At 58.4% G+C, this 21,813-nt stretch carries 14 protein-coding genes and 6 pseudogenes; 10 read left to right on the forward strand and 10 right to left on the reverse strand.

Annotation, left to right across the window (positions count from 1 at the left end):
• Positions 1–4: 4 nt before the first annotated feature.
• The 3 genes and pseudogenes from SLT36_RS25735 to tnpB all read right to left on the reverse strand — a co-directional run bounded on the left by SLT36_RS25735 (position 5) and on the right by tnpB (position 3,959).
• Positions 5–988 (reverse strand): thiamine pyrophosphate-dependent dehydrogenase E1 component subunit alpha, encoded by a 984-nt coding sequence (locus tag SLT36_RS25735; protein WP_432284907.1) that lies wholly within the window; start codon positions 986–988, stop codon positions 5–7.
• Positions 989–1,579: 591 nt separating this feature from the next.
• A pseudogene (tnpC, locus tag SLT36_RS25740) lies at positions 1,580–3,161 on the reverse strand (IS66 family transposase).
• A gap of 69 nt (positions 3,162–3,230) precedes the next feature.
• On the reverse strand, positions 3,231–3,959 hold the full coding sequence (gene tnpB / locus SLT36_RS25745; RefSeq protein WP_432288484.1) for an IS66 family insertion sequence element accessory protein TnpB: 729 nt from the start codon (positions 3,957–3,959) through the stop codon (positions 3,231–3,233).
• 973 nt (positions 3,960–4,932) lie between these two features.
• On the opposite strand from tnpB, the gene SLT36_RS25750 reads away from it, so the two are divergent.
• Together SLT36_RS25750 and dddP are read left to right on the forward strand one after the other, a co-directional pair.
• Complete coding sequence (locus SLT36_RS25750) at positions 4,933–6,177, forward strand: ATP-grasp domain-containing protein (RefSeq protein ID WP_432284908.1); 1,245 nt, start codon at positions 4,933–4,935, stop codon at positions 6,175–6,177.
• 995 nt (positions 6,178–7,172) lie between these two features.
• On the forward strand, positions 7,173–8,504 hold the full coding sequence (gene dddP, locus SLT36_RS25755; RefSeq protein ID WP_432284909.1) for a dimethylsulfonioproprionate lyase DddP: 1,332 nt from the start codon (positions 7,173–7,175) through the stop codon (positions 8,502–8,504).
• 13 nt (positions 8,505–8,517) lie between these two features.
• Here the strand turns inward: dddP and SLT36_RS25760 are convergent.
• A pseudogene (locus tag SLT36_RS25760) lies at positions 8,518–9,220 on the reverse strand (IS5 family transposase).
• 579 nt (positions 9,221–9,799) lie between these two features.
• On the opposite strand from SLT36_RS25760, the gene SLT36_RS25765 reads away from it, so the two are divergent.
• The 3 genes and pseudogenes from SLT36_RS25765 to SLT36_RS25775 form a co-directional block, all read left to right on the forward strand.
• On the forward strand, positions 9,800–10,366 hold the full coding sequence (locus tag SLT36_RS25765; RefSeq protein ID WP_432284910.1) for a tyrosine-type recombinase/integrase: 567 nt from the start codon (positions 9,800–9,802) through the stop codon (positions 10,364–10,366).
• Positions 10,341–10,484 carry a hypothetical protein gene (locus SLT36_RS25770; protein WP_432284911.1) on the forward strand — a complete coding sequence of 48 codons (144 nt, stop codon included), beginning with the start codon at positions 10,341–10,343 and terminating at the stop codon, positions 10,482–10,484. The genes SLT36_RS25765 and SLT36_RS25770 overlap by 26 nt, the downstream gene beginning before the upstream one ends.
• A 107-nt stretch (positions 10,485–10,591) precedes the next feature.
• Positions 10,592–11,242 (forward strand): annotated as a pseudogene (locus SLT36_RS25775) (tyrosine-type recombinase/integrase); the annotation flags it as partial.
• A 69-nt stretch (positions 11,243–11,311) separates the two neighbouring features.
• Here the strand turns inward: SLT36_RS25775 and SLT36_RS25780 are convergent.
• Positions 11,312–11,975: pseudogene (locus SLT36_RS25780) on the reverse strand (tyrosine-type recombinase/integrase); the annotation flags it as partial.
• A 533-nt stretch (positions 11,976–12,508) separates the two neighbouring features.
• On the opposite strand from SLT36_RS25780, the pseudogene SLT36_RS25785 reads away from it, so the two are divergent.
• From SLT36_RS25785 to SLT36_RS25805, 5 genes and pseudogenes are all read left to right on the forward strand, one after another.
• Positions 12,509–13,024, forward strand: a pseudogene (locus tag SLT36_RS25785) (trimethylamine methyltransferase family protein); the annotation flags it as partial.
• 115 nt (positions 13,025–13,139) lie between these two features.
• Positions 13,140–13,613 (forward strand): annotated as a pseudogene (locus SLT36_RS25790) (trimethylamine methyltransferase family protein); the annotation flags it as partial.
• A 68-nt stretch (positions 13,614–13,681) separates the two neighbouring features.
• Positions 13,682–14,050, forward strand: a complete 369-nt coding sequence (locus SLT36_RS25795; RefSeq protein WP_432284912.1) for a trimethylamine methyltransferase family protein — start codon at positions 13,682–13,684, stop codon at positions 14,048–14,050.
• 474 nt (positions 14,051–14,524) lie between these two features.
• Positions 14,525–15,445, forward strand: coding sequence for an ABC transporter substrate-binding protein (locus SLT36_RS25800; protein WP_432284913.1), 921 nt, complete (start codon positions 14,525–14,527; stop codon positions 15,443–15,445).
• Complete coding sequence (locus SLT36_RS25805; protein ID WP_432284914.1) at positions 15,442–15,756, forward strand: hypothetical protein; 315 nt, start codon at positions 15,442–15,444, stop codon at positions 15,754–15,756. Before SLT36_RS25800 ends, SLT36_RS25805 begins: the two co-directional genes overlap by 4 nt.
• 607 nt (positions 15,757–16,363) lie before the next feature.
• Here SLT36_RS25805 and SLT36_RS25810 read toward each other — a convergent pair.
• Genes SLT36_RS25810 through SLT36_RS25830 form a run of 5 tightly spaced genes read right to left on the reverse strand, consistent with a single transcriptional unit; the run spans position 16,364 to position 21,813 of the window.
• Positions 16,364–17,368: an ABC transporter ATP-binding protein gene (locus SLT36_RS25810; RefSeq protein ID WP_432284915.1), complete on the reverse strand. Its 1,005-nt coding sequence runs from the start codon at positions 17,366–17,368 to the stop codon at positions 16,364–16,366.
• Positions 17,365–18,378, reverse strand: a complete 1,014-nt coding sequence (locus tag SLT36_RS25815) for an ABC transporter ATP-binding protein (RefSeq protein ID WP_432284916.1) — start codon at positions 18,376–18,378, stop codon at positions 17,365–17,367. The genes SLT36_RS25810 and SLT36_RS25815 overlap by 4 nt, the downstream gene beginning before the upstream one ends.
• Entirely contained in the window at positions 18,375–19,265 is an 891-nt protein-coding gene (locus tag SLT36_RS25820) for an ABC transporter permease (RefSeq protein ID WP_432284917.1), read from the reverse strand. The genes SLT36_RS25815 and SLT36_RS25820 overlap by 4 nt, the downstream gene beginning before the upstream one ends.
• Before the next feature lies 1 nt (position 19,266).
• Complete coding sequence (locus tag SLT36_RS25825) at positions 19,267–20,205, reverse strand: ABC transporter permease (RefSeq protein WP_432284918.1); 939 nt, start codon at positions 20,203–20,205, stop codon at positions 19,267–19,269.
• A 24-nt stretch (positions 20,206–20,229) separates the two neighbouring features.
• Complete coding sequence (locus tag SLT36_RS25830) at positions 20,230–21,813, reverse strand: ABC transporter substrate-binding protein (RefSeq protein WP_432284919.1); 1,584 nt, start codon at positions 21,811–21,813, stop codon at positions 20,230–20,232.

Here is a 21,813-nt window from a genome sequence, read left to right on the forward strand (position 1 = left end):
AGTCTTAGTGGGCAATGGGCGACACGAACATATAGTCGGGCAACGATTCGGGCCGGGGCATGGGGCTGGCCAAAGCAAATTGTACGGCCTGCGTGACGGCTTGGGCCACTTCCTGCTCGATGGTTGTTAGTGTCTTTTCGTTTATCCCTTCTTCGAGGAGCACAGTGCGATATAGCAAAATTGGGTCCCGGTCGCGTTTGTGTGCCTCGACTTCTTCGACCGGTCGATAAGGCTCCCCAGGAACGGCCAAGCCAATATTGTGTTCATCGAACCGATAAGTGTTGGCTACTATTAGAGTGGGCCCCTGCCCCGCGCGTGCTCGTGTGACCGCATATGCCGCAGATTGATAGACGGCGCTGACGTCCTGTCCGTCAACTATTGCTCCTGGAATTCCGTAACCTGCCGCTCGTAGCGCAATGTCCGGCTGTCCGTGGCTTGTCGCTACCGAGGTGGTGATTGCATAGCCATTGTTCTCGCAAAGGTAGATGACGGGTAGCCTCCACAATGAGGCCATGTTGAGGCTCTCATGAAAAGTGCCCTGGTTCACTGCTCCGTCGCCGAAAAAGCAAAGGGTAACCTGATCGACGCCGCGCACCTTGGCGCTGAATGCGCATCCTGTGGCAAGAGGAATGCCCCCTCCGACGATTCCCGATTCACTAATAATACCGACCGACCTGTCCGCAAAGTGCATCGAACCGCCTCGCCCCTTACAAATGCCGCCCTCCTTACCCATCAGTTCTGCCATAAGCGCCTGCAAATGCGCGCCCTTCGCAATCGGATGGCCATGGGAACGGTGTGTTCCGGTCATGGCGTCACCGTCCCTGAGGGCGAGGCTTGCTCCGACAATAGCGCCTTCCTGACCCACGGTCGTGTGGAACCAACCAGGGATCTGACCACGGTTGAATAGGCGCCTACCCTCTTCTTCGAATAGGCGGATGCGAAGCATCCGTCGAAAAGCCTCTAGCCTGCGATCGCCCTTCAACTGCATGACCCAACCGTGCCCGTCAGCAAACTCGATGGGTGGTCGCCTGCAGTATATGAGCGCGCATCGGCTAAATCCTCGTGCTCGAGGTCCGAAGGTACGCGGCAAGTCTCTATCCTGCTGCATTTGGGTAGCGCGGTCACCCCTTTCATGCGTTTAAGCGGGTCGTGGATGAGACGCCGAGCTAGCCCTGGGGGGCCTTGGTCGGCCTCTTCGGCAAATATGCGATGGATGACGTCCCTATATCGGGTGTTAACAGGCACGATCTCGGCAGGCACTTTCATCTGGTTCCCTGTCATCATGGTGTTCCTTCCGGTTCGCACAATCCTATGCACACGTCATGCCATTTGACCTGAAGCTCGTATTACAGGCTTCTGCATCGAAGAAAGGCGTCGTGAAAGAACTGCACAGACCTCCTTCTGTTCGAAGTTCGCCAACAATGTCGGACCCCAACAAAAAACCTCCTTGGGGGCGCATTCGAAAACTTGGTCGCTCCGGTTAGGGTTCCGACATTCACCAGCGAGAAGTTGCCCAACAGGCCTAGACGGTCTTCTCGTAGCCGTCATTCCTGATCTGTTAGCGCGTAGCTGATGCCGTTTAGCGCTGGTAGTTCCAAGGCATGAGCGCCTCGATGTCGCTGTTTGGCCAGCCATTGGCGATGCGCTTGAGGGTTTGGGTGAGCCAGGCATGCGGATCGATATTGTTCATTTTGGCGGTGGCCAGAAGCGTGGCGATGGTTGCCCATGTCCGTCCACCACCGTCACTGCCGGCGAACAACGAGTTCTTTCTCGTAATTGTTTGAGGCCTGATCGCACGTTCGACCGTGTTGGAGTCCAGCTCGATGCGGCCGTCGGCAAGGAAGCGTTCGAGCGCAGCGCGGCGGCCGAGCGCGTAGCGGATCGCCTCGGCAAGCTTCGACTTGCCCGATAGCCTGGGCAGTTCCTTTTCCCACCGGGCAAAGAGCGCGGCGACAACCGAAGCCGATTTGTCCTGGCGGGCTTCCATCCGGGCTGCGGCATCCTTGCCGCGGACGGTTTCCTCAGTCGCCCAGAGCGGGGCCATCTGCGCCACCGTCTGCGAGGCGATGACGGACGAGCCTGCGACATGCAGTTCGTAGAACTTGCGCCGCACGTGGCTCCAACATCCGGCCAGCGTCATGCCGTCGTTGGCCCGATCGGGCTTGGCCAGCCGGTTATAGGCGGCATAGCCATCAACCTGCAGGATGCCGCAATAGCCTTCCAGATGGCGGGCGACGCATTCGCCGGCGCGACTGTCCTCGAAGCGGTAGGCGACGATGGGCGGTCCGCTGCCCCCGAACGGCCGGTCGTCGCGGACATAAGTCCACAAATAGGCCGTCTTGGCCTTGCCCGATCCCGGGGCCAGCGTTGGCAGCGTGGTCTCATCGGCAAAGACCCGCTCACCCTGCTTGATGCGGGTCAGTGCGTAATCGGCGAGCGGCTCGAGCTCGAAGCCGACCTTGCCCATCCACTGCGCTATCTGTGACCGGTCGATCTCGACCTGGTCGCGGGCATAGATCGCTTCCTGGCGGTAGAGCGGCAGGCCATCGGCGTATTTCGACACCGCGATCTGCGCAGCAGCGCTTCGGTGGGAATGCCGCTTTCGATGATGCGGGCGGGTGCGGCTGCCTGGATGACGCCGTCCCAGCCCTTGTAGGCATATTTGGGGCGACGCGTGACGATCACCCGGAACTTCGCCGGGGTGACATCGAGCCGTTCGGAGACGTCCTCGCCGATCAGGATCTTTTCCAGCGCTTCGCAGCCGGCAGGCGTTTCGGGCTCGACAACCACCTCGACCCGTTCGAGATGGGCCGCAAAGCCTTTGCGCGGGCGCGGCGCGCGCTTCGCTTTCAACCCACCCGCAGCCTTTTCCATCTGCGCTTCGATGGCTGCCACGCCGGTTTCGATTTCGTCGAAGACGAGAGGTACTGCTCTTCGCTCAGCGCGCCGGTCCGCAGCCTTTCGGAGCGGCTGCCGAAGCGCGACCGCTCCAGCATCTTCACGATCGCCGTCAGTCGTGCGATCCGCTCCTCGGCGCTCTTGTTGACCAGCTCGAGATGGACGTTGCGCTCCTCCAGAAGGGCGGCCTTTTCGGCCATGGCAATAACCATCGCCTTGAGCGCGTCAACGTCGTCCGGGAGCGCAAGATCGGGTGCCGACATGGCCAAAATCAGAGCATATTCGCGGGCAATTTTCCCGCTTTTTTCCCTGATTCATCATGCCGCAGGGTTTTACCCAACCGATTGCGGCCGCCTGACGGTCTCCGTCCGAACCCGTTTCCAGTCCATTCCGTCAACCAGAGCCATCAGCTGAGCATGATTGAGCTGGACCCGATGGTGGCCGATCCGCGGCCAGCAGAACTTCGCGTCGTCCAGTCGCTTGGCATAAAGACACACGCCGCTGCCGTCCCACCAGACGATCTTGATCCTGTCCGCTCTTTTGGCGCGGAAGACATAAAGCGCGCCGTTGAACGGATCCGAACCGGCATCGCGCACCAGGGCCAGAAGGCCGTCGGGAAAATCGACGGGATGACTGGCGACCAACACCTTCACGCCGGCCGGGATCATGCCTGGCGAACCGCCCGGATGATCCTGGCCAAATGATCCTGGCCGACGTCGGCGCCGGCCCGAATGACCACATCGCCCAAACAGATCTCCACTGGTCGAAGACGCCGCCGCTTGGGTGACCTCGACAAAGCCAAGCCGATCCGCATCTCGCTGCGGCGTGACCGCACCGCTCTTGATCGCCTTGCTCCGCCAGCCGAACAGCTGGGCGGGCGCCATCCCCGCTTGTCTGGCGATGGCCGATACATTCGCGCCCGGCTTCAGTGTCGCCTCGATCAGCCGCGACTTCGCTTCCGCCGACCAGCGCCGCCGCGGACGCTGCGGGCTTGCCTCCAGCCGGTTCGCAACCGCCTCAAGAACATGGAAACTTCTATCATCAGGCATAGGCGCAGACATAGAAATTGACACTGCAAGCTCCTCGGCTCCTTGCTTCAGTGTCACTATCTCTCGCTCATCACCTCAAGCCGCGCCAGATGGGGTCAGCTTGGCGCTTACCCTGATCTCATCTTTGCTTGCGAAGATAAAAAGCCATCTGCATCCAGTCTCAAGTAGCACCCTGCCGTCTCACGTAAGGACAGGCGGTCACAATCGTTTTTCAGTGAGGAGCCTTCCCTGGACAAATCAGCAAATGGCTTTTGTCCCAAGTTAGACAAGAATGTCCGAAGCCCAACCAATGGATGGAGGCCGGGTCGGTTCGGACAAACGCGGTGACTAATGCCATGACGGGCTCATTCTCTATCGAGTCACCCGAAGAGAAGAGCAGAGCCTAGCGGCGCGGTTGTCAACCGCCTGCAACTCGCAACGACCGAAATCAACCGAATGATCGGGTTGCTCAGTAAGCCCACGACCGCCATGCCCCCAGCCTGTTAGTTAAATGGCCGAGGGACGAACTGGGTGGCGCCGACGGCGATGATGGCGGTTGCGACGACGCTACTGACATTGTTGATCCTCTGCAACTGCCGGACTTGCGAACGAAGCCCATCCCCAATCGAGGCGGCAGGCTCCGAAACAAGACGTAGCTCTCGGTCAGCGATCAGCGGCGGAGGTTCAAACTCGCGTCGGGACGCCAGTAACCCCCAGTCAGGATTGCACGGGCCAATCTCTCAGCACCATCTTCGAGACCACTCAGGCGAACATTTGAATGCCAAGTGTTAGCTCACGGGAGCAGTATCACAGACTTGTAAAACTGGTACCTTTGCAACGGAACCCCGCTGGGCAATTCCGAGACTCCGGACTACACAGCTGGACCTAAATATTGCACCGGTCCTGCACCTATATTTACAAAAAATTAGCAACTGCCCGGCGACCGCAATGCTAGCATCGTCCATGTCTGAGACCGCCGCACACGGAAAGTTGGAGTTACCGCCAAATGGCAAAAAGAGCTCTCATCCTGATTGAAGGCCACAGAAGCATGGGTCTGCTATTTGTCCAAGCCGCCCAGCGTCTTGGCCTCCATCCAATCTTGCTGTCAGCCAATCCAGCTCAGTACGGCTATCTTGCGGCCGAAGGCATTGAAGCAATCCGTGTCGATACGGACAATCCCGATACGCTGATCCTCGAATGTTCCCGACTGCGTACGATCTATCACATAGCTGGCATTACGGGCGCCTTGGACTCTGTCTATGCAACTGTTGGCAAGCTCTGCCAGTATTTCAATTTACCAGGACCAAAGCCGAAATCGATCGGAGGATGCTGCGACAAATTCGCTCAACGTCAGCTCCTCGCCCAGGCCGGCGTGCCGATACCTGCTTATCGTTTGGCAGCGAACGCGACGGACGTAGAAAGCTCTGTAGCCGAGATTGGCCTGCCGGCGATTCTTAAGCCGGCTGTGGGGACCGGGAGCAGGGGTGTTAAATTGTGCCGCAATGTCGACGAATTAGCCGAACATACGACCTATCTGTTGGGCCGGAAGCATATACATCCACCCTATCTGATGGGCGAGTCTTCGCCGAGGATGTTGGTCGAAGAATGCGTACAAGGTCCCCATTATAGCGCTGAGGTGATGGGAAGTGAGGTCATTGGGATCGCCGCCATTGACTGGGGCGAACCACCGCATTTCGTCTTGCGCGGGTGCTCCTACCCGGCCCTGCTGACGGATAACGAGCACCGGGCTATCGTAGACGCTTCGCTCAGTTGTTTGCGAGCCCTCGACCTCGGCTGGGGGCCAACCAACATTGAATTTGTTTGGACGAAACGGGGCCCGGTTGTCATTGAGGTGAATCCACGGCTTGCTGGTACGCCCACTCCTCAACTAATTCAGCTCGCTTACGGCATTGACCTTGTTACCGAGCACCTCAGGCTTGTCATTGGAGAGGAATGGAATTTACGCAGAATGCATTCGCATGCTGCGGCCGCGCGGTTTTTGGTTGCTGAAGGTGATGGTACACTCGATTGGATCCGTGGCTACTGTCGCGCCGCGGCTATACCAGGCGTCGCCGAGGTCAAATTGTATGTTGAACCCAAGAGCCCGATTTTAAGGAACGGCGATTTCCGAGATTGTATTGGACATGTCTTCGCCTCTTCACCGAGCGCTGCACAGACCGAAGCAATAGTACAGTGCGCTGCCGACATGATACGATGGTCAATCACGCCATTTCCGGTAATCGGTGATTAGGATCATTTGAGGTCTTGTAGGACAGATGTGGCGTCCGATGCCTTTGCGGCCTTCCACGGCATTCGCTCTGGCTCACCGCGGCGGCAGCACGATCGAATAACTTTGGAGAAAGGCCGCCTCCGGGTTAGTTGAGTCAAAAAGATTTGTCCCCTGGGACGCAAATGCAAAAAGCAAGCCGACTAGCGGAGTCGTTATCAGTAGGGTCGAAATCGCATAGCATTTCTCTTCCAACGAACGCTCAGCCTCGGAACGTGTATCTAGCTGATAGGGCATATTTACTCCCGCAGAAATAGCGTTCCCTTACGACCGGAGGGGGGTCCTCATAGTCGCGCTGCCTCAGGTTCCTTGTCAAGCAGGTTCCACCCCTGACGTAAGCAGATGAGTTGACCGATTAGGCACCAGCGAGTGACAGGCTAAAGCGAGCTCATGGAGATGGCGATGAAACGGCAGCGTGATTACAGGACCGGGGAATGGCAGAAGCGGGCGTCACCGTGACCGATAAAAGAAACTGGACCCGGGTTGCTCGACCGGCGATTCGGGCAAGCTTCGACGCCCCTCTGTGCGAGGGGGGCATGACGCTGCACCACGTTGGCAGCCGTCTATTCAGCCTTCTTGATCGAGGATGCCCGAGACAACATGGTCGGCCCCGCGCGCGCGATCGCAGTTGCGCCGAGCGCGTCGGCATCAGTTCGTTAAAGCCACGGTCAAGATCAGGTGCACCCGCAGGTAGGATCGCTGTGTCCACGGAACACGCCGAACGACGACGACTGGTGCGCTGCATCCACCGAAGTTCCCCGTTCTCTCCCGAGCCAAGATCGAGAGCACGCAACAACTCAGCGAAACATCTGCTACTCGCCGATCGTCGTCATCCGGAAAGAAACTAGACTAGAATTCAGATGAATCGATTTTATGTCGAGCAATGTTTTTTTCCGCCTTTAGCATCCATGGAATCCGGTCTTAGATCCGGGCAAGAGTGAGCCACCAAGGGGCCTAACATGTCTTCGTTTTCGATTGTGAACCGCAAAATTGATCCCACGCGAGTGGCAAAAGCACTTAAGCCGGATGGGAGCCTGGATGACAACGATCGGGTTGAAATCGGCCCGACGGACGTCGCCTTTGCGGAGTGGGCAGCGTTGGGCCTGACCACGCCCAACCTTGATCGTATGCGCAAGACCCGTCTTGATCGGGTTGTTCAGCAGCTCCGCCAAAGGGACTATGCAGGCGTGCTCTGCTTCGATCCGCTGAACATACGATATGCGACCGATTCATCAAACATGCACATCTGGATCATGCACAATCCGTCGCGAGCTGTGTTCATATCGGCAGATGGGTATGTCGTTCTCTGGGACTTCCACCGTTGCGGCCACCTGTCCACTTATCTGCCGCTCATTGATGAAATCCGGGATGGCGGCGCCGGCTTCTACTATTTTGTCGCCGGCGACGAAGAGGATGCAATCGCCAGGGACTTTGCCGGGCAAATTGACGAACTGCTGCGCCGCTCTGGCGGCAAAAACCGCCGTCTTGCCGTCGACAAGATCGAAATCCCCGGCCTGCGCGCGCTCGATGCAGTTGGTGTCGAGATTTGCAACGGCATGCAGCTCATGGAGCATGCCCGGGCCATTAAGGGAATCGACGAGATCAACGCCATGCGCTGCTCTCTCGCAACCTGCGAGATTGCCGTTGCCAAAATGCGAGAACGCTTGCAGCCCGGCAAAGCCGAAACGGAACTTTGGTCGGTTCTTCATGCCGAAAACATCGCACGTGGTGGCGAATGGATCGAAACGCGCATTTTAACTTCCGGCCCGCGCACGAACCCTTGGATGCAGGAGGCCGGCCCTCGTCGCATTGTCTCAGGAGACCTCGTCGCCTTCGACACCGATATGGTAGGCCCGTACGGCATGTGTGCCGACTTTTCCCGGACTTGGCACTGCGGTGACGGCCGACCCACCGACGAACAGCGAAGGCTGCACGCCATCGCATACGAGCACGTAGCTGCAAACATGGCCATGCTAAAGCCGGGCGTCTCTTTCACCGAACTCACGCAGCGTAGCCACAAGCTCCCCGCGCAGTTCGTCGAGCAGCGATATGGGGTCATGATGCATGGCATTGGTCTGTGCGACGAGTATCCCGCAATCCTATATCCTGAAGACTTTATCCCGGGAGCATTCGACTATGTTCTCAAGCCGGGGATGACCTTGTGCATCGAGGCCTATATCGGTGCCGTCGGTGGGCGGGAAGGCGTGAAGCTCGAAGAGCAGGTGCTGGTGACCGAGAGCGGAGTTGAAAATCTCACGACATGCCCATTTGATGAGGCTTTGATGGCCTAAGGCTTGTTGAGATTCAGTGTGAGTTTATGACGGCAGCAGCGAGATTGATGAAGGCTGCGAAGCTCTGGTCGGTTTTGTCGGCGCGCATGGCGATACGCTTGAATTCCTCGACTTTGGCGAAGAAGTTCTCGATTAGGTGGCGCCATTTGTAGAGTTCCTTGTCGAGCGGCAGGGGAAAAGTACGACGTGAATACTGTGAAATAACGATCTTGGCGCCGCGCTCATTCAGGTCGGCAATGATGGCGTTGCTATCGAAGGCTTTGTCGGCGATCAAGTCACCGAAACAGACACCATCGATGAGCGGTGCGACACCCACGGTATCGAACCGCTGGCCGGGCCAAAGCGCACAAGATTGCCAAGTGCATCGGTGAGTGCCAGGATTTTGGTTGTCATGCCGCCCTTGGAGCGGCCTATGGCCTGCTTTGAGTCCCCCTTTTGCGCGTGGCGCATTCCATGTCCGGTTCATCCGGTTCATCCGAACAGGCCTCGAAAAGCCGAATGAAAACATCAGCCTTGACCCAATCGCGGTAGCGCCTGAAAACGTTGTTCCAGCTTCCGAAGAAGGCGGGAAGGTCGCGCCACGGACTTCCTGTCCGCACAATCCAAAGCAACGCTTCGATAAAGCGGCGATTGTATAAGTCTCCAACATGTTCGTCTCCGTTTGTGGCCGGCCATCGGCTGGCCGAGCTGACGGAGGCGCACGACCGCGCTGTTATGGAGACAAAGAGCGCAACAATTCACCGGAAAATGCTGATACCGGCACGACTTCTCGGCATCGAAGCTGCTGGGGCATCTGCGGAGCGGGCCAAGCGGACCGTCTCTCGACAGTTTCGCGGCCGCGCTCGAGCGGCAGGGCTATAGCGCCGGGACGGCCGCGCGATATTTGCGGGCGGCAGCGCACCTCGGCCATGTCGTGGCGGCAAGGGGCAATGCTCAGCGACATTGATCTGGCGATGTTCAGCGAGCACTTGCGCACTTGTCGATGTCCGCGTGCGATGGGAGGGCGTCGCAACCACCACACCATTTTCGGCGCCAGACTCTTTCGCCTGCACCTTGCCGAAATCGGCGTTTGCCGGTCCGCCGCTGCCGCATTGCTGCGTGCCGAGCCGCGACTAGTGCTCACTTCAAAGTGTGGCTGCGCAAGCACCGCGGGGCGTCCGATCCCACCATCAAGCTGTACGCCCGCGATGCCGCCCACTTGATGACGGCACTATGAAAGAAGGTGGGAACCAGCCGCTATCCGCAGCTTTTTCCTGGACCGCGCGAGCCATTGCGGCAATGGAACTGTGGAGAAGTTGACGACCAGCCTGCGCGCGTTCTTGCGGTATCTTGCCGTCAAAGGCCGCTGCCGAACAGGTCTCGCCGATGTCGTTCCTGGCTTTGCCAGTTGGCGGCTTGCCGACCTGCCGCGAGATCTAGCGGCGGAGCAGGTGAACCGGCTCATCGCGGCATGCGATGGCGAAGTCGTTGCGCGCCGGCGTGATCGCGCGATCGTCCTGCTCTTGGTGCGCCTCGGGCTGCGGGCCGGCGACGTGGCGCAACTCCGCCTTGACGACATCGAGTGGGAGACGGGCTCGCTGCGGGTCTCGGGCAAGTCGCGCTACGAGGTGCGTCTGCCGCTTCCGCAAGATGTCGGGGATGCGATCGCCGACTACCTCGCGTGTCGCCCTTCGACCTGCCCGAGCGATCATGTGTTCCTCCGCAATATCGCGCCGTTTCGACCGTTCCGGAACGGTGACGGCATCTCGTCGCTGGTGAAACGCCTCATGCAGCGGGCCGGCATCGTGGCGCCCAGTCAAGGGGGCGCACGTCCTGCGACACACGGCGGCGACCGAGATGCTGCGCCATGGCGTTCCGCTTGAGAAGATCGGGTTGGTCCTGCGGCACCGAGGCATCGACACGACAGCCCGTTACGCCAAGATCGATGTCACGCTCCTGAAGCAAATCGCGCAGCCCTGGCCGGAGGTTCTCTGGTGTTGAAGGCCATCGACACTTATCTGGCGCTCCGCCGTGCCACTGGATTTGCGATGCTGAATGCGGAATACCTGCTCAGGAGCTTTGCCGCCTTTGCGACCGAGCGCGGGCAAATGCAAACCGCAATCGATTGGGCGGCGCGGGGACCGTCTGTCGCGCAACGCGATGCTCGACTGAAAGCTGCCTGCCGCTTTGTGCGTCATGTGCGGGTTGAAGACGCCCGGCATGAGCTGCCGCCGGTTAATCACTTCGGCGCCCGCAAGACGCGGCGCCCGCCGCATATCTCCTTAGCAGCGGAGATCGATCACCTCATCGAGGCCGCTCTTCGGCTTCGACCCAAAGGCAGCTTGCGTTCACGGACCTACGCGACATTGATCGCACTGCTCTCAGTCACCGGGTTGAGGATCTCCGAAGCGCTGAAGTTGACGGTCGCCGACGTGACGCGCGACGGCCTGCTGATCCGCGAGACCAAGTTCCGGAAAACCCGCCTGGTGCCGCTGCATGAGACGGCCGTAGCGGGCTTGAAGGGCTATGTGGCGCATCACCGGCCCTGTTCCGAGACTGATCCGGTGTTTGTTGACGCGCGTGGTCTGCCGCTGCGCTACATCGGGGTCAAAGAGACCTTCGACAGGATGATCGACAGGGCGGGTATCGTACCGGCGGCGAAGCGCCGTCCGCGCCTGCACGATCTGCGGCACACGTTTGCGGTACGCGCACTGCAAGGCACTCCGGCGGATCGAAGCCGAAGCGGCGCGCATATGGCGGCGCTTGCGACCTACATGGGCCACGTCAACATCTATGCGACCTACTGGTATCTGAGCCACCGCCGACCTCACCCGCTTGTCGATGCCGGCGGCCGCACGCGCCGAGCGACAGGCCGAATACAGCACCTGCACATCGATAGGGCGATCGGCGCCGCGGCCGGGAAACAGCCGTCCTGCGGCTTCGCAGCCGCCAGTAAATCCGCAGGATCCGCAGAAGCTGCGCCGACAGCATCACGGTGCGGTCCTTGCCGCCCTTGCCGTGCTCGACCCGAATGACGCCGCGCTCGCTATCGATGTCGCCGACCTTTAGGCCGACGGTCTCCGAGGCTCGAAGGCCAGCAGCGTAGGCTGTCGTCAGGGCCGTGCGCGTCTTCAGGCTCGGGACCGCTTCCAGGAACCTGACCACCTCGTCGGCGCTCAACACCACCGGCAGCGTGCGTGGCGAGCGGGCGTAGGCAATGCGCTCCGGGATCTCGGCATGGCCCAACGTCACGCCGTAGAAGAACCGCAGTGCGCACACCGTCTGGTTCAGCGCCGGCCAGGAAATGCCCGTTGAGACCAGATGCACCTGGAAGGCGCGGACGTCTTCAAGGCCAAGCCGGTCCGGAGAGCGGCCGAAATGGCGGGAAAACTTCGCCACCGCGCGTACGTAGGATCGTTGCGTGGCCGGCGAAAGATTGCGGATCGTCATGTCCTCGATCATGCGCCGGCGAAGTGGGCTCAACTCGACCATCTCATTGCTCCTGTTCTCGAGATTGCGCTTCAACAGCCGCAATTCTTCAAAACAGAAGCGTCACCCGCAAACCGATCCGCCAAATGCCGCGTTAGCGGCTTCGTTCAATCATGAATATCAACAGCCTTAGAACAAACCTCTGAGTTTCAGCTCGTATTATTTTCACCAACCAAGTCTAAAGCGTAGGCCCATCAACTTGAATGCATGTTGACTTCATTGCATCAAGGTTATAAAACCTTTTTATGATTTGATTTATACTATGCCAACGTGAGTTGACTGGGGCGTTACTCAACCTGAAGAACTCCGCCAGCGCCTGAATGGCCCTCATCCCGACTTATTGCCTCGCGCGCGCCTTCGCCCGAGGGCCTTGGACATAAAGTGGGATTAAGACTGGCGAAACCTTTTGCCCTTCTCAGGCCAATTGCCGGCACCTATCATCATTAGAACAAGTCAGGCACGCCTTCTTAGACGGCGGAGCCACGAGTGTTTAATGCGGGATGCCGGTCGTTCCGCTGTCGCGGGTGAGGCTCTGAATGGACACTGACGTTCCCGTAAACCGACGCCGCGGAGGCCGCTCTTCGGTCGTTGCAGCACGGGAGGCTGAAAGAAAGCCACGTGTGTCAACCATCAAGTACGGCATCCGGCCGGTAGAGGCGGTCACTGCCGAGCAGCTTGAGCGCATCCACCAGGCTTCCCTGGCTATCCTGCGCGAGATCGGGATCGAATTCAGAGACGAGACGGCAATCAGGCAGTGGAAAGAAGCCGGTGCGGATGTCCGTGAACACCGTGTTCGCCTTGAGGGCGACATGGTGATGGACCTCATCTCCAAAGCCCCTCCCCGTTTTGAAATGACGTCTCGCGATCCGTCACAGCGTTTCGAGATCGCGCCAGACACAATGACTTTCGGCGTCATGCAGGGTGCGCCAAATATTCGCGATCTTCAGGGCGTGCGGCGCGCATCCACGATCGAGGATCTCCGGAACATGAACCGGCTGACCCAGATGCTGCCCGGTTTCCATATCGCCGGCGGGTTCACTTGCGAGCCGACCGACATCGCCGTGCCATGGCGCCATCTGCACATCAATCATTCGAGCCTGGTGGAAACCCAACATGCCTTTCTTCGGTCTGACGACCGGAAAGCAGCGTGCCGACGACTCGATCGCCATGGGCCAGATCGTGCACGGCAAGGCATTTATGGATCAGAATGCGGTGATGATCGGTCACGTGTCGGGCAACTCGCCGCTTGTCTGGGATTCGACCATGCTGGAAGGCCTTCGCGCCTTCGTCGACGCAAACCAGGTCGTGCTGCTGTCTCCATTCGTGCTCGGTGCCGCCAACACTCCCGCCGACATCCCCGCCACGATCGCCCAGTTGAATGCGGAGGCGCTCGCCGCTCTGGCCTATACTCAGCTTGCCGCGCCAGGCGCCAAGATGATCTACGGTCAATATTCCGTCTCGGTGTCGATGCGCAGCGGCGCCCCCATGTCCGGCATGCCGGAAGTCACTCTGATCAACGCCGTCATCGGACAACTGGCAAGGCGCTACAACGTGCCGTGGCGAACCACTGCGTCTCAATCCTCCGCCAAAACCTTCGATGCCCAGTCCGGTTATGAATCAGCCATTGCCTACATGTCCGGCGCCAGCGCCTGCTCGAACCTTATGATGCATGCCGGCGGCTGGGATGAAGCCGGTCTGGTGTGTGCTGCATGGCGAAATTCGTCGCCGATGCTGAACAGAACCTGCTCATCGAGAAATACGCCCGGGGCATATCATTCGAATATTTCGAGGATGCGCTCGAAGCTGTGCGCCGCATTGGCCCCGGCGGCCACTATCTCGGAGACTCCTTCACGCTCAAGCGCTTCAAGGATGCGTTCATCGCGCCGGAGATCCTCGACTACCTAAGCTACGAGCAGTGGAAGGTCAAAGGCTCCAAGGACATGGCACAGCGCTGCAGGGAGAAGGCGAAAGCAATCATCGCGAGCTACGAGCAGCCGCCGATGGACCCCGCCGTGCGCGAGGAACTCGATGCGTTTGTCGCCAAACGCCAGGAGGAAATTTCGCCAAGCCTTGCCTAAGTCCAGGCTTCGCAAAGAATGCCGGAAACGCTAGCGCGCGTTTTAGATGTCAGCAGCTTTCAACATTTGATTGGATGTATCGCAACGAAAGCAGCACCGCTTGGCAGATAAGGGGAATGGATATGAAGACGAATATTGCTGGGATTGTTAGCCGTCGAACCTCTTCAAAGCTGGTGCCGCGCTTGGTGGGGCATCATCGCCTCGGGTATGCCGCTCACCCAGGCCATCTGGGCTGCCGAAGCAAGGTTCTAAACGCGCGTGCCAATGCCGATCTCAGCAAATTAGATCCCGCTTTCGTTGTAACGGACGCGGAAGTGGACGTGATGCACTGTATTTATTCTAAGCTCACGCGTATAAGTCAGGCTCCGATTGGGGCTGGGAGTTAGAGGCGGCGGAAAAGATCGAACAAGTGGACCCCACACATGTCCGCTTCCGCCTCAGAAAGGGCATCAAGTTCACCGCGGCTACGGCGAAATGACTGCTCGGGACGTGAAGTTCTCGTTCGAGCGCGTGGTCAAACTAAATTCACCCATGAAGCCCCATTGGGAGCTGCTTGATCGGGTCGAGCTTGAGGATGACTATACGGGTGTCATTGTATTCAAGAGGCCCGATGCAGCTGTGTGGCTCGTTCCACTGCCTCACGCGGCGGGCCAAATCGTTTCTGAGGAGGCCGTGCTGCGGGCAAATAAGGACGGCGGTGATTTCGGCATGAAGCCCCCTGCGTTCTCCGGTCCCTATGTGCTGGCCGATTGGAAGCCGAATCAATATACCATTCTCACCCGGAACCCGGACTGGTCGGGCCTAAGGCCCGGCTTTGACGAAATCCGCATCTTTCCTATTCCCGATGTTAAGGCGGCTGAACGCGCTTATCAGGCAGGCGATGTCGATTTGACTAGTATCAGTGTCGAATCGCTTGCGTCTTTCAGGAGCAATCCGCCCCCCGGTAGCGAGATAGTACAAAAGCCCTCAACCGGTTACGTCTGGGTCGGCATTAACATGGATCATCCCAAACTGAAGGACATCAATGTCCGGAAGGCGATCCAATGGGCTATCGATGTCCCACAGATCCTAGATGTAGCGTACGCCGGCCAAGCGGTGCTGGCAACCGGCACCGTTCCCCCGGAGTTGTCGGACATCGTGAGAAGGCGCTCATCCCGCCGGAAGGCGATCGCGAAGGCCAAGGAGTTCATGGAAAAGGCTGGTGTCACTGATCTGACCTTGAGCATCGACTGCCTGAACGATAGCACTTCGTCGACTATAGCCCAGACAGTTCAGGCACAATTGTCGCAGATCGGTATTTCCTTGGAGGTCCAACCCGAGATTCCAGTTCGTTCTGGACGCTCGGAATGGAATCGGAAGGAGACCACTGGAAGGATGTGCAGTTATTCGTCATGAGTTTCACCGGACTCCCAGATCCGTCTGAGTATGTGACCTGGTTCACGCAGGCTCAGGTCGGCGTCTGGAATTGGCAACGTTTCCGCAACGAACGTTATGACGAGCTCAACGTCAAGGGGCTCTCCATCGCTGACCCTAATGAGCGTGGAAAGCTCTACGAGGAGATGCAGGACCTCATGGAGGAATCTGGGGATTTCCGATTCCTGACCCACGGGGCCACTCCCGTCGTGTATCGCACAACCAAGGTTCAGGCCGCAATGCGCCCGGATGGAACCCCATTATATCTCGAATGCAAGCCAGTTTTGGGCTGAGCGAGAACTGCGGCTTGTTTCCGACAAGAAGCGTCCCCAGAACCGCTAAGCCAGAACGAATTTGGAGCTTGCGGGAGACGTATAGAGGAGACTGCCACTTCATAGGCGTTTATTACCTGGGAAAGCCACCGGCTGCCCGAGGATAAGATGTCTGGCTGCCAGATTCGATTTGATGCGCGGCATGATTTTGTTCGGCTTTTAGGGCACCGGCGGAAAGATCCTCTTCTGAGCCCTTCATTGAACCGTGGACTCCTCCCTCCCCACTTGCCCACCGAGCGCCATACGCCCCGCCCGTCTTTGGGCCTGCGAACCCAGGCAGTGCTTATGCGGGACAGTTAAGTCGTGGACACGCGCGGAAGGTGTCCTTCCACGCAGTTCCCCCGTTACGAAGCCAGTGAGCCAATCCCTTTTTATGTTACGCCGTCGCTAGCGCGGGGTTTCGGCTGGAACATCCCGAATCGCTCGGCTATTAGACCCGCTATCGTATGCCGATGCATTACCCTAAGGGGCGGTTGTGCTGGTGAAGGGCTTTCGCGCCTTTCACAAATTGCTTAAGCCAAGCCAAAATTGCAAACAAATCGGCCCCCGGTTTCCGCTGGATGACGGTTCAGCAGGTCAAAGAATTGGAGCTTAACGGGAAATGGCATCTGAAGCTGTGCTCCGGATCCTGCAGGCTGACTGAGGATTGGGGAGCGACGCGGCCACAGATGTTGTCTTGAGCGTAACGACAGCGGGTGTGGAACTCGCAGCCGGATGGTCGGTTCATCACGCTGGGCATTTCGCCCTTGAGCTCAATCCTGTTGAGCACTGCGTCTGGGTCGGGCTCGGGATTGGCCGCAAGCAGCGCTTCGGTATAGGGATGGCTTGGCTGATGGAAAATACTCTGGGTCGTGCCGACTTCAATGAAGCGGCCGAGATACATGATCGCCATGCGGTCGGTTATGTGGCGCACTACATTGAGGTTGTGCGTGATTATCATGATCGCGATGCCTAGTTCGTCTTGCAGGCGCGTGAGAAGGTTTAGCACCTCGCCTTGCACCGAGACGTCCAGGCCGGCGGTCGGCTCATCGGCGATGATCAAGTCCGGATTGAGCGCTAGGGCACGCGCCACGCTGACGCGCCTGGCTTGACCTCCGGAGAGCTGATGAGGATACCGGCCAGCAAAATCGGCCGGCAACCCCACCATCCGCAGCAGGCGCGTCGCTTCGGATCCTAAATCGCCATCCTTCAGCCCATGGATGCGGAAAGGCTCGGTCAAGAGCGATCGCACCGTCAGCCTTGGCGAGAGTGAACCGATCGGATCCTGGAACGTCATCGCCATGCGCCGCAAGTAGGGCTTGCGTTCTACCGCACTTAGGCCCGTGAGTTCCTGCCCATCGAATCTGATGCTGCCGCTCACCGCCCGCTGCAGGCCAATCATCGTGCGAGCGACGGTAGATTTTCCGGAGCCGCTTTCGCCGACAAGGGCCAGCGTCTCGCCCTTATGAATTTCAAACGAAACACCGCATACTGCGTCGATGAAAGGGGCTTTTGTCCCGGTTGCGAGCGCTTTAAGCGGCCCCATCGTGCGGAAGCGGACGCAGAGGTCCCGAACGCTGAGGAGGGCGCTCATGCCGAAGCCAGCCGATTTTCTTCGAGCAGATGGCATCGTGCCGTCTGCCCTACGCTAATGGGCTGATCGACTGGCTGTTCCTGGAGACAGCGATCATACGCCTGCGGGCATCGCGCGCTGAAGATGCACCCCTTTTTCAAGCCCAGGAGACTGGGTACCTCGCCGGAAATGGTCGGCAACGTGCGTGTGGTTCGTTTAAGCCGCCCCGGGTCGCACTCAAGCAGGGCGCGTGTGTAGGGATGGCCGGGATTGCGGAATATGCTGCGTACATCACCTTGTTCGACCACTTCGCCGGCATACATGACGACGACCCGGTCGCACAACTCAGCCACAGCTCCGAGATGATGGGATACGAACAGGACGGAGCATCCGATCTCCCTTTGGAGACCTTTGAGCAGATGGATGATCTGGACTTCAAGTGTTGCATCGAGCGCAGTCGTCGGCTCGTCGGCGATGAGGAGCGCAGGTCTTACAAGCAGCGCCATCGCAATACATATCCGCTGACGCATGCCGCCGGAAAAGTGGTGCGGATAGGCGCCGATCCGGGTTTGCGGATCGGGAATTCCGACCCGATGTAGCATGTCGATGGCACGAACACGCTTTTCACTCCGGCTTTTTTGCTCGTGGTGCTGGATGTCGATCATCTGGTTCTCGATGGTCCGCACAGGATTAAGCGCAGTCATCGGATCTTGAAAAACCATGGAAAGTCGGTCGCCAAGCAGGCTACGCCGCGACTGAGCCTGCATCTTCAGCAGGTCTCGCCCTTCAAACAGGATCTCGCCACCTGTGACATCGGCATTTTCCGAAAGCAGGCCCATCACTGTATACGCAAGCGTCGACTTTCCGGATCCGCTTTCCCCGACGATGCCGACCACCTCTGCGGCTGCGACATCAAGCGACACGTTTCGCAGTGCATGAATGCGCCCTTCTGGTGTTCCGAAGTCGAGATTGAGGTGACGTATTTCCAGGAGGGGTGAGGTCGATTGCGATGACCGATCGTGTCGTATCATAGATCTTTCCGCAACTTTGGATCGAACATGTCGCGTAGCGCCTCACCCAGGAATGTGAAGCCTAGCGTTGCGAGGACGATTGGAACACCACCGCCAATCACAAGCCACGGCGTCTGCTGGATGTAATTGTAACCGTCGTTGAGGATTGACCCCCAATCGGGCGTGGGCGGACGTACGCCCAAACCGAGGAAGCTGAGACCGGCCTCCACCGCGATGACCGCAGGCACGTCCATGCTCACGAGGATGAGAAGCGGGCCGATGACGTTAGGCAGTACGTGCACCGCGAGTATGCGCGTCGTGCCAGCGCCCAGAGTGCGTTCTGCGGCGATGTATTCACTGTTGCGCAGCGCCTCTGTCTGGGTCCTCACGACCCGCGCATAAATAGGCATAGAGGTGATTGCAATGACAAAAATCACGCTGGCTAGGCTGGGTCCAAGCAAGCCGATAATCGCCAACGCGAAGATGATGCCGGGAAAAGAGCGGATCGTATCAAATAAAAGAAGGAGCAAATTGTCCAACCACCTCGGTCCGAAGCCCGCAAACAAACCAAGCACAAGGCCCGCTGCCAACGAACTGCCAAGCGAGGCGAAGGCGACCAGCAGCGGGATGCGGCCGCCCATCATGACGCGCGAGAATGTGTCGCGGCCCAGTTGATCGGTGCCCAACAGAAACGCCCGTGAAGGGTCCGCCAAACGTGGCCCCACCATGATGCGGATCGGATCATGCGTAGTGATGAGCGGGGCGAAGATCGCGCTAGCGAACACGATCGCGACCAGCACGGCTCCAAGGACGCCAAGACGGTTATTGCGCAATTGGCGCGCTATCTTGCGAAAGCTACCGGGCGCTAGCACCGGGCTAGTTTCGCTGAGCGCTTCAAGGCTCGCCATGCTAAAGTTTCTCGCGGGTTCGAGGATCAAGGGAGGCCGCGATCAGATCGGACACCGTTGTCGCCAAGACAGTGACAACAGTTGTGACGAGCACGGCCCCTATTACGACTGCATAGTTGCGCGTGTTAACCGCCTGTACAATCAATGCACCGATGCCTGGTCTTGCGAAAACGACCTCGATAAAAACAGCTGACGAAAGCAACCACGCTATGCCCACGCCGAGGATCGTCACTGTCGGCAGGATCGCAAGCGGCAGCGCGTAACACGAAACAATGCGCCATTCGGAAATCCCGAAAGAACGGGCCATTCGCACATGGTTTTCACCTAGGATCTCCATCATGGATGCCCGTACAAGCCGGGAGATGTACCCGACCCAGCCGATCCCGACGGCGAAGGCTGGCAAAATGAGATGAACAAGGCCGTCCAAAAAACCGTCTCCGGCTCCGACTGCTGGTAACCAACGGAGAGTGACAGCGAAAATCAGAAGTGCGTAGACAGCCATGACGAACGGAGGAATCGCGATCGTGGCGACTGCCATGATCCCGACGATCTGGTCGATGACCGAGTTACGCCTCACGGCCGAGTAACAACCGAGCGGCACCGCAATCGCCACCGCCCACGAAATTGAGACGAAGATTAGTTCGATGGTGTAAGGAAGTTGCTCGAAAATTATGTCCGCAACTGGACGTTGACTCAACACATCAAAACCAAGATTGCCTTGCAGCAGCCCTTCGAAGAAAATGACGATCTGCACGGCAAGCGGCTTATCCAGCCCCATCTCCCGATGGAGGTGCGCTATCATTTCAGGCGTGGCGCGGGGACCTAGCAGAGCAACTGCTGGGTCGCCAGGCACTGCATGGATCATCATGAACACAAGCGTCACCGCGATCACCGTAATTGCGACCGCGAGTAAAACGCGTCTCAATAGATAGATCCACACAGTTCCGGTTCCGATCGCTCAAGCTTAAGCCGGCTGGAAATCGATATATAACGGAGTTCCATCTGGGCGCATCGCCGGTGTCATTTGCGTCGTCCGACACATGACTGGATTGGTCTCATTGGTCAGGAACCGGAATGCACCAGAATCCTCCATCAGGTCCTGCATCTCCTGATAAAGCTTTGCCCGCTCGTTGGGATCGTCGATGGAGAGTCCCTTAGCGTTTAGCTCGTCAAAGCGTTCGCTGCGGAAGCGTTGCCAGTTCCATATCCCCACTTGATCTTGCACGAACCAAGTCACGTAGTCGTACGGATCCGGCAGACCGGAGAAAGTCATGATGAAGAGCTGCACATCCTTCCAGCTGTTCCCCTCCGACTCCACGCCGAGCGACCAGAATGTCCCGGGATCTCGAGCATTAACCGCCAGTGAAATTCCGGCCTGGGACAATTGTGCTTGCACGGTCTGGGCTATGGCTGAGATCTTGCTGTCGTTTGTACAATCGAGGGTCAAGGTCAAATCATTTACCCCGGCCTTTTCGAGAAGCTCTTTGGCTTTTGTGAGATCGCCTTCTGGTGGAACCAGAGTCTTGGCGCGATGCCCAACGATACCTGGAGGAATAATGCCTGTGGCCGCGATCGACTGACCGTCATACGCGGTATCTAGGACCTGTGATACATTGATCGCCCATTGGATCGCCTTGCGGACATTTATGTCCTTCAGTTTGGGATGTTCTATGTTCATGCCGATCCATGTGTAACGGGTCGATGCCCTCTCCGCGATCTGGGTATTGGGGGGCGGATTGCTCTTGAACGCCGCGAGAGAGTCCAAACCGACGACGGTGAAATCGACGTCGCCCGCCTGATAAGCACGTTCCGCTGCCTTGGCGTCCGGAATAGGCAGGATGCGGATTTCGTCGAAGCCGGGCTTGGGGCCCGACCAATCCGGATTTCTCGTGAGAAGTGCATACTGGTTGGGTTTCCAGTCGGCCAGCACGTAGGGACCTGAGAATGCTGGCGGCTTCACACCGAAATTACCGCCGTCCTTAGTAGCCTTCGTTACCGCAGCCTCTGAAACGATTTGGCCGACGGCATAAGGCAGCGGAACGAGCCAAACAGCGGCAAATGGGGCGTTGAAGACGATAACCCCACTGTAGTCGTCCTCCAACTCGACGTGACTTAAAGAGCCCCATTGGGGTTTGATGGGTGAACTGAGCTTGATGACGCGTTCGAAAGAAAACTTTACGTCCTTGGCCGTCAACTCGCCGTAATCGCCACTAAATTTTATGCCTTTCTTGAGACGAAAACGTATATGAGTGGGGTCGACCTGCTCCATCTTGTCTGCCGCCTCCAACTCCCAGCCCCATTCGGTGCCTGGCTTGTAGCGCGTGAGCTTTGAATAGATGCAATTCATCAGGTCTACTTCCGCCGCCTGCCCGACGAAAGCCGGATCCAGCGTGACGAGGTCTCCACTGGAACGCACCTTGAGCACCTTGCCTTCGGCCGCCCAAATGACTTGCGACAATGGCAAGCCAGCAGAGATTATGCCACCGCTTAGCGCGGCTCCTGCCCTAAGAAAGGTGCGTCGGCTTACACTTTGCATCATGTCCTCCAT

Source organism: Aminobacter sp. BA135 (assembly GCF_050859125.1).
GTDB classification, from domain to species: Bacteria; Pseudomonadota; Alphaproteobacteria; order Rhizobiales; family Rhizobiaceae; genus Aminobacter; species Aminobacter ciceronei.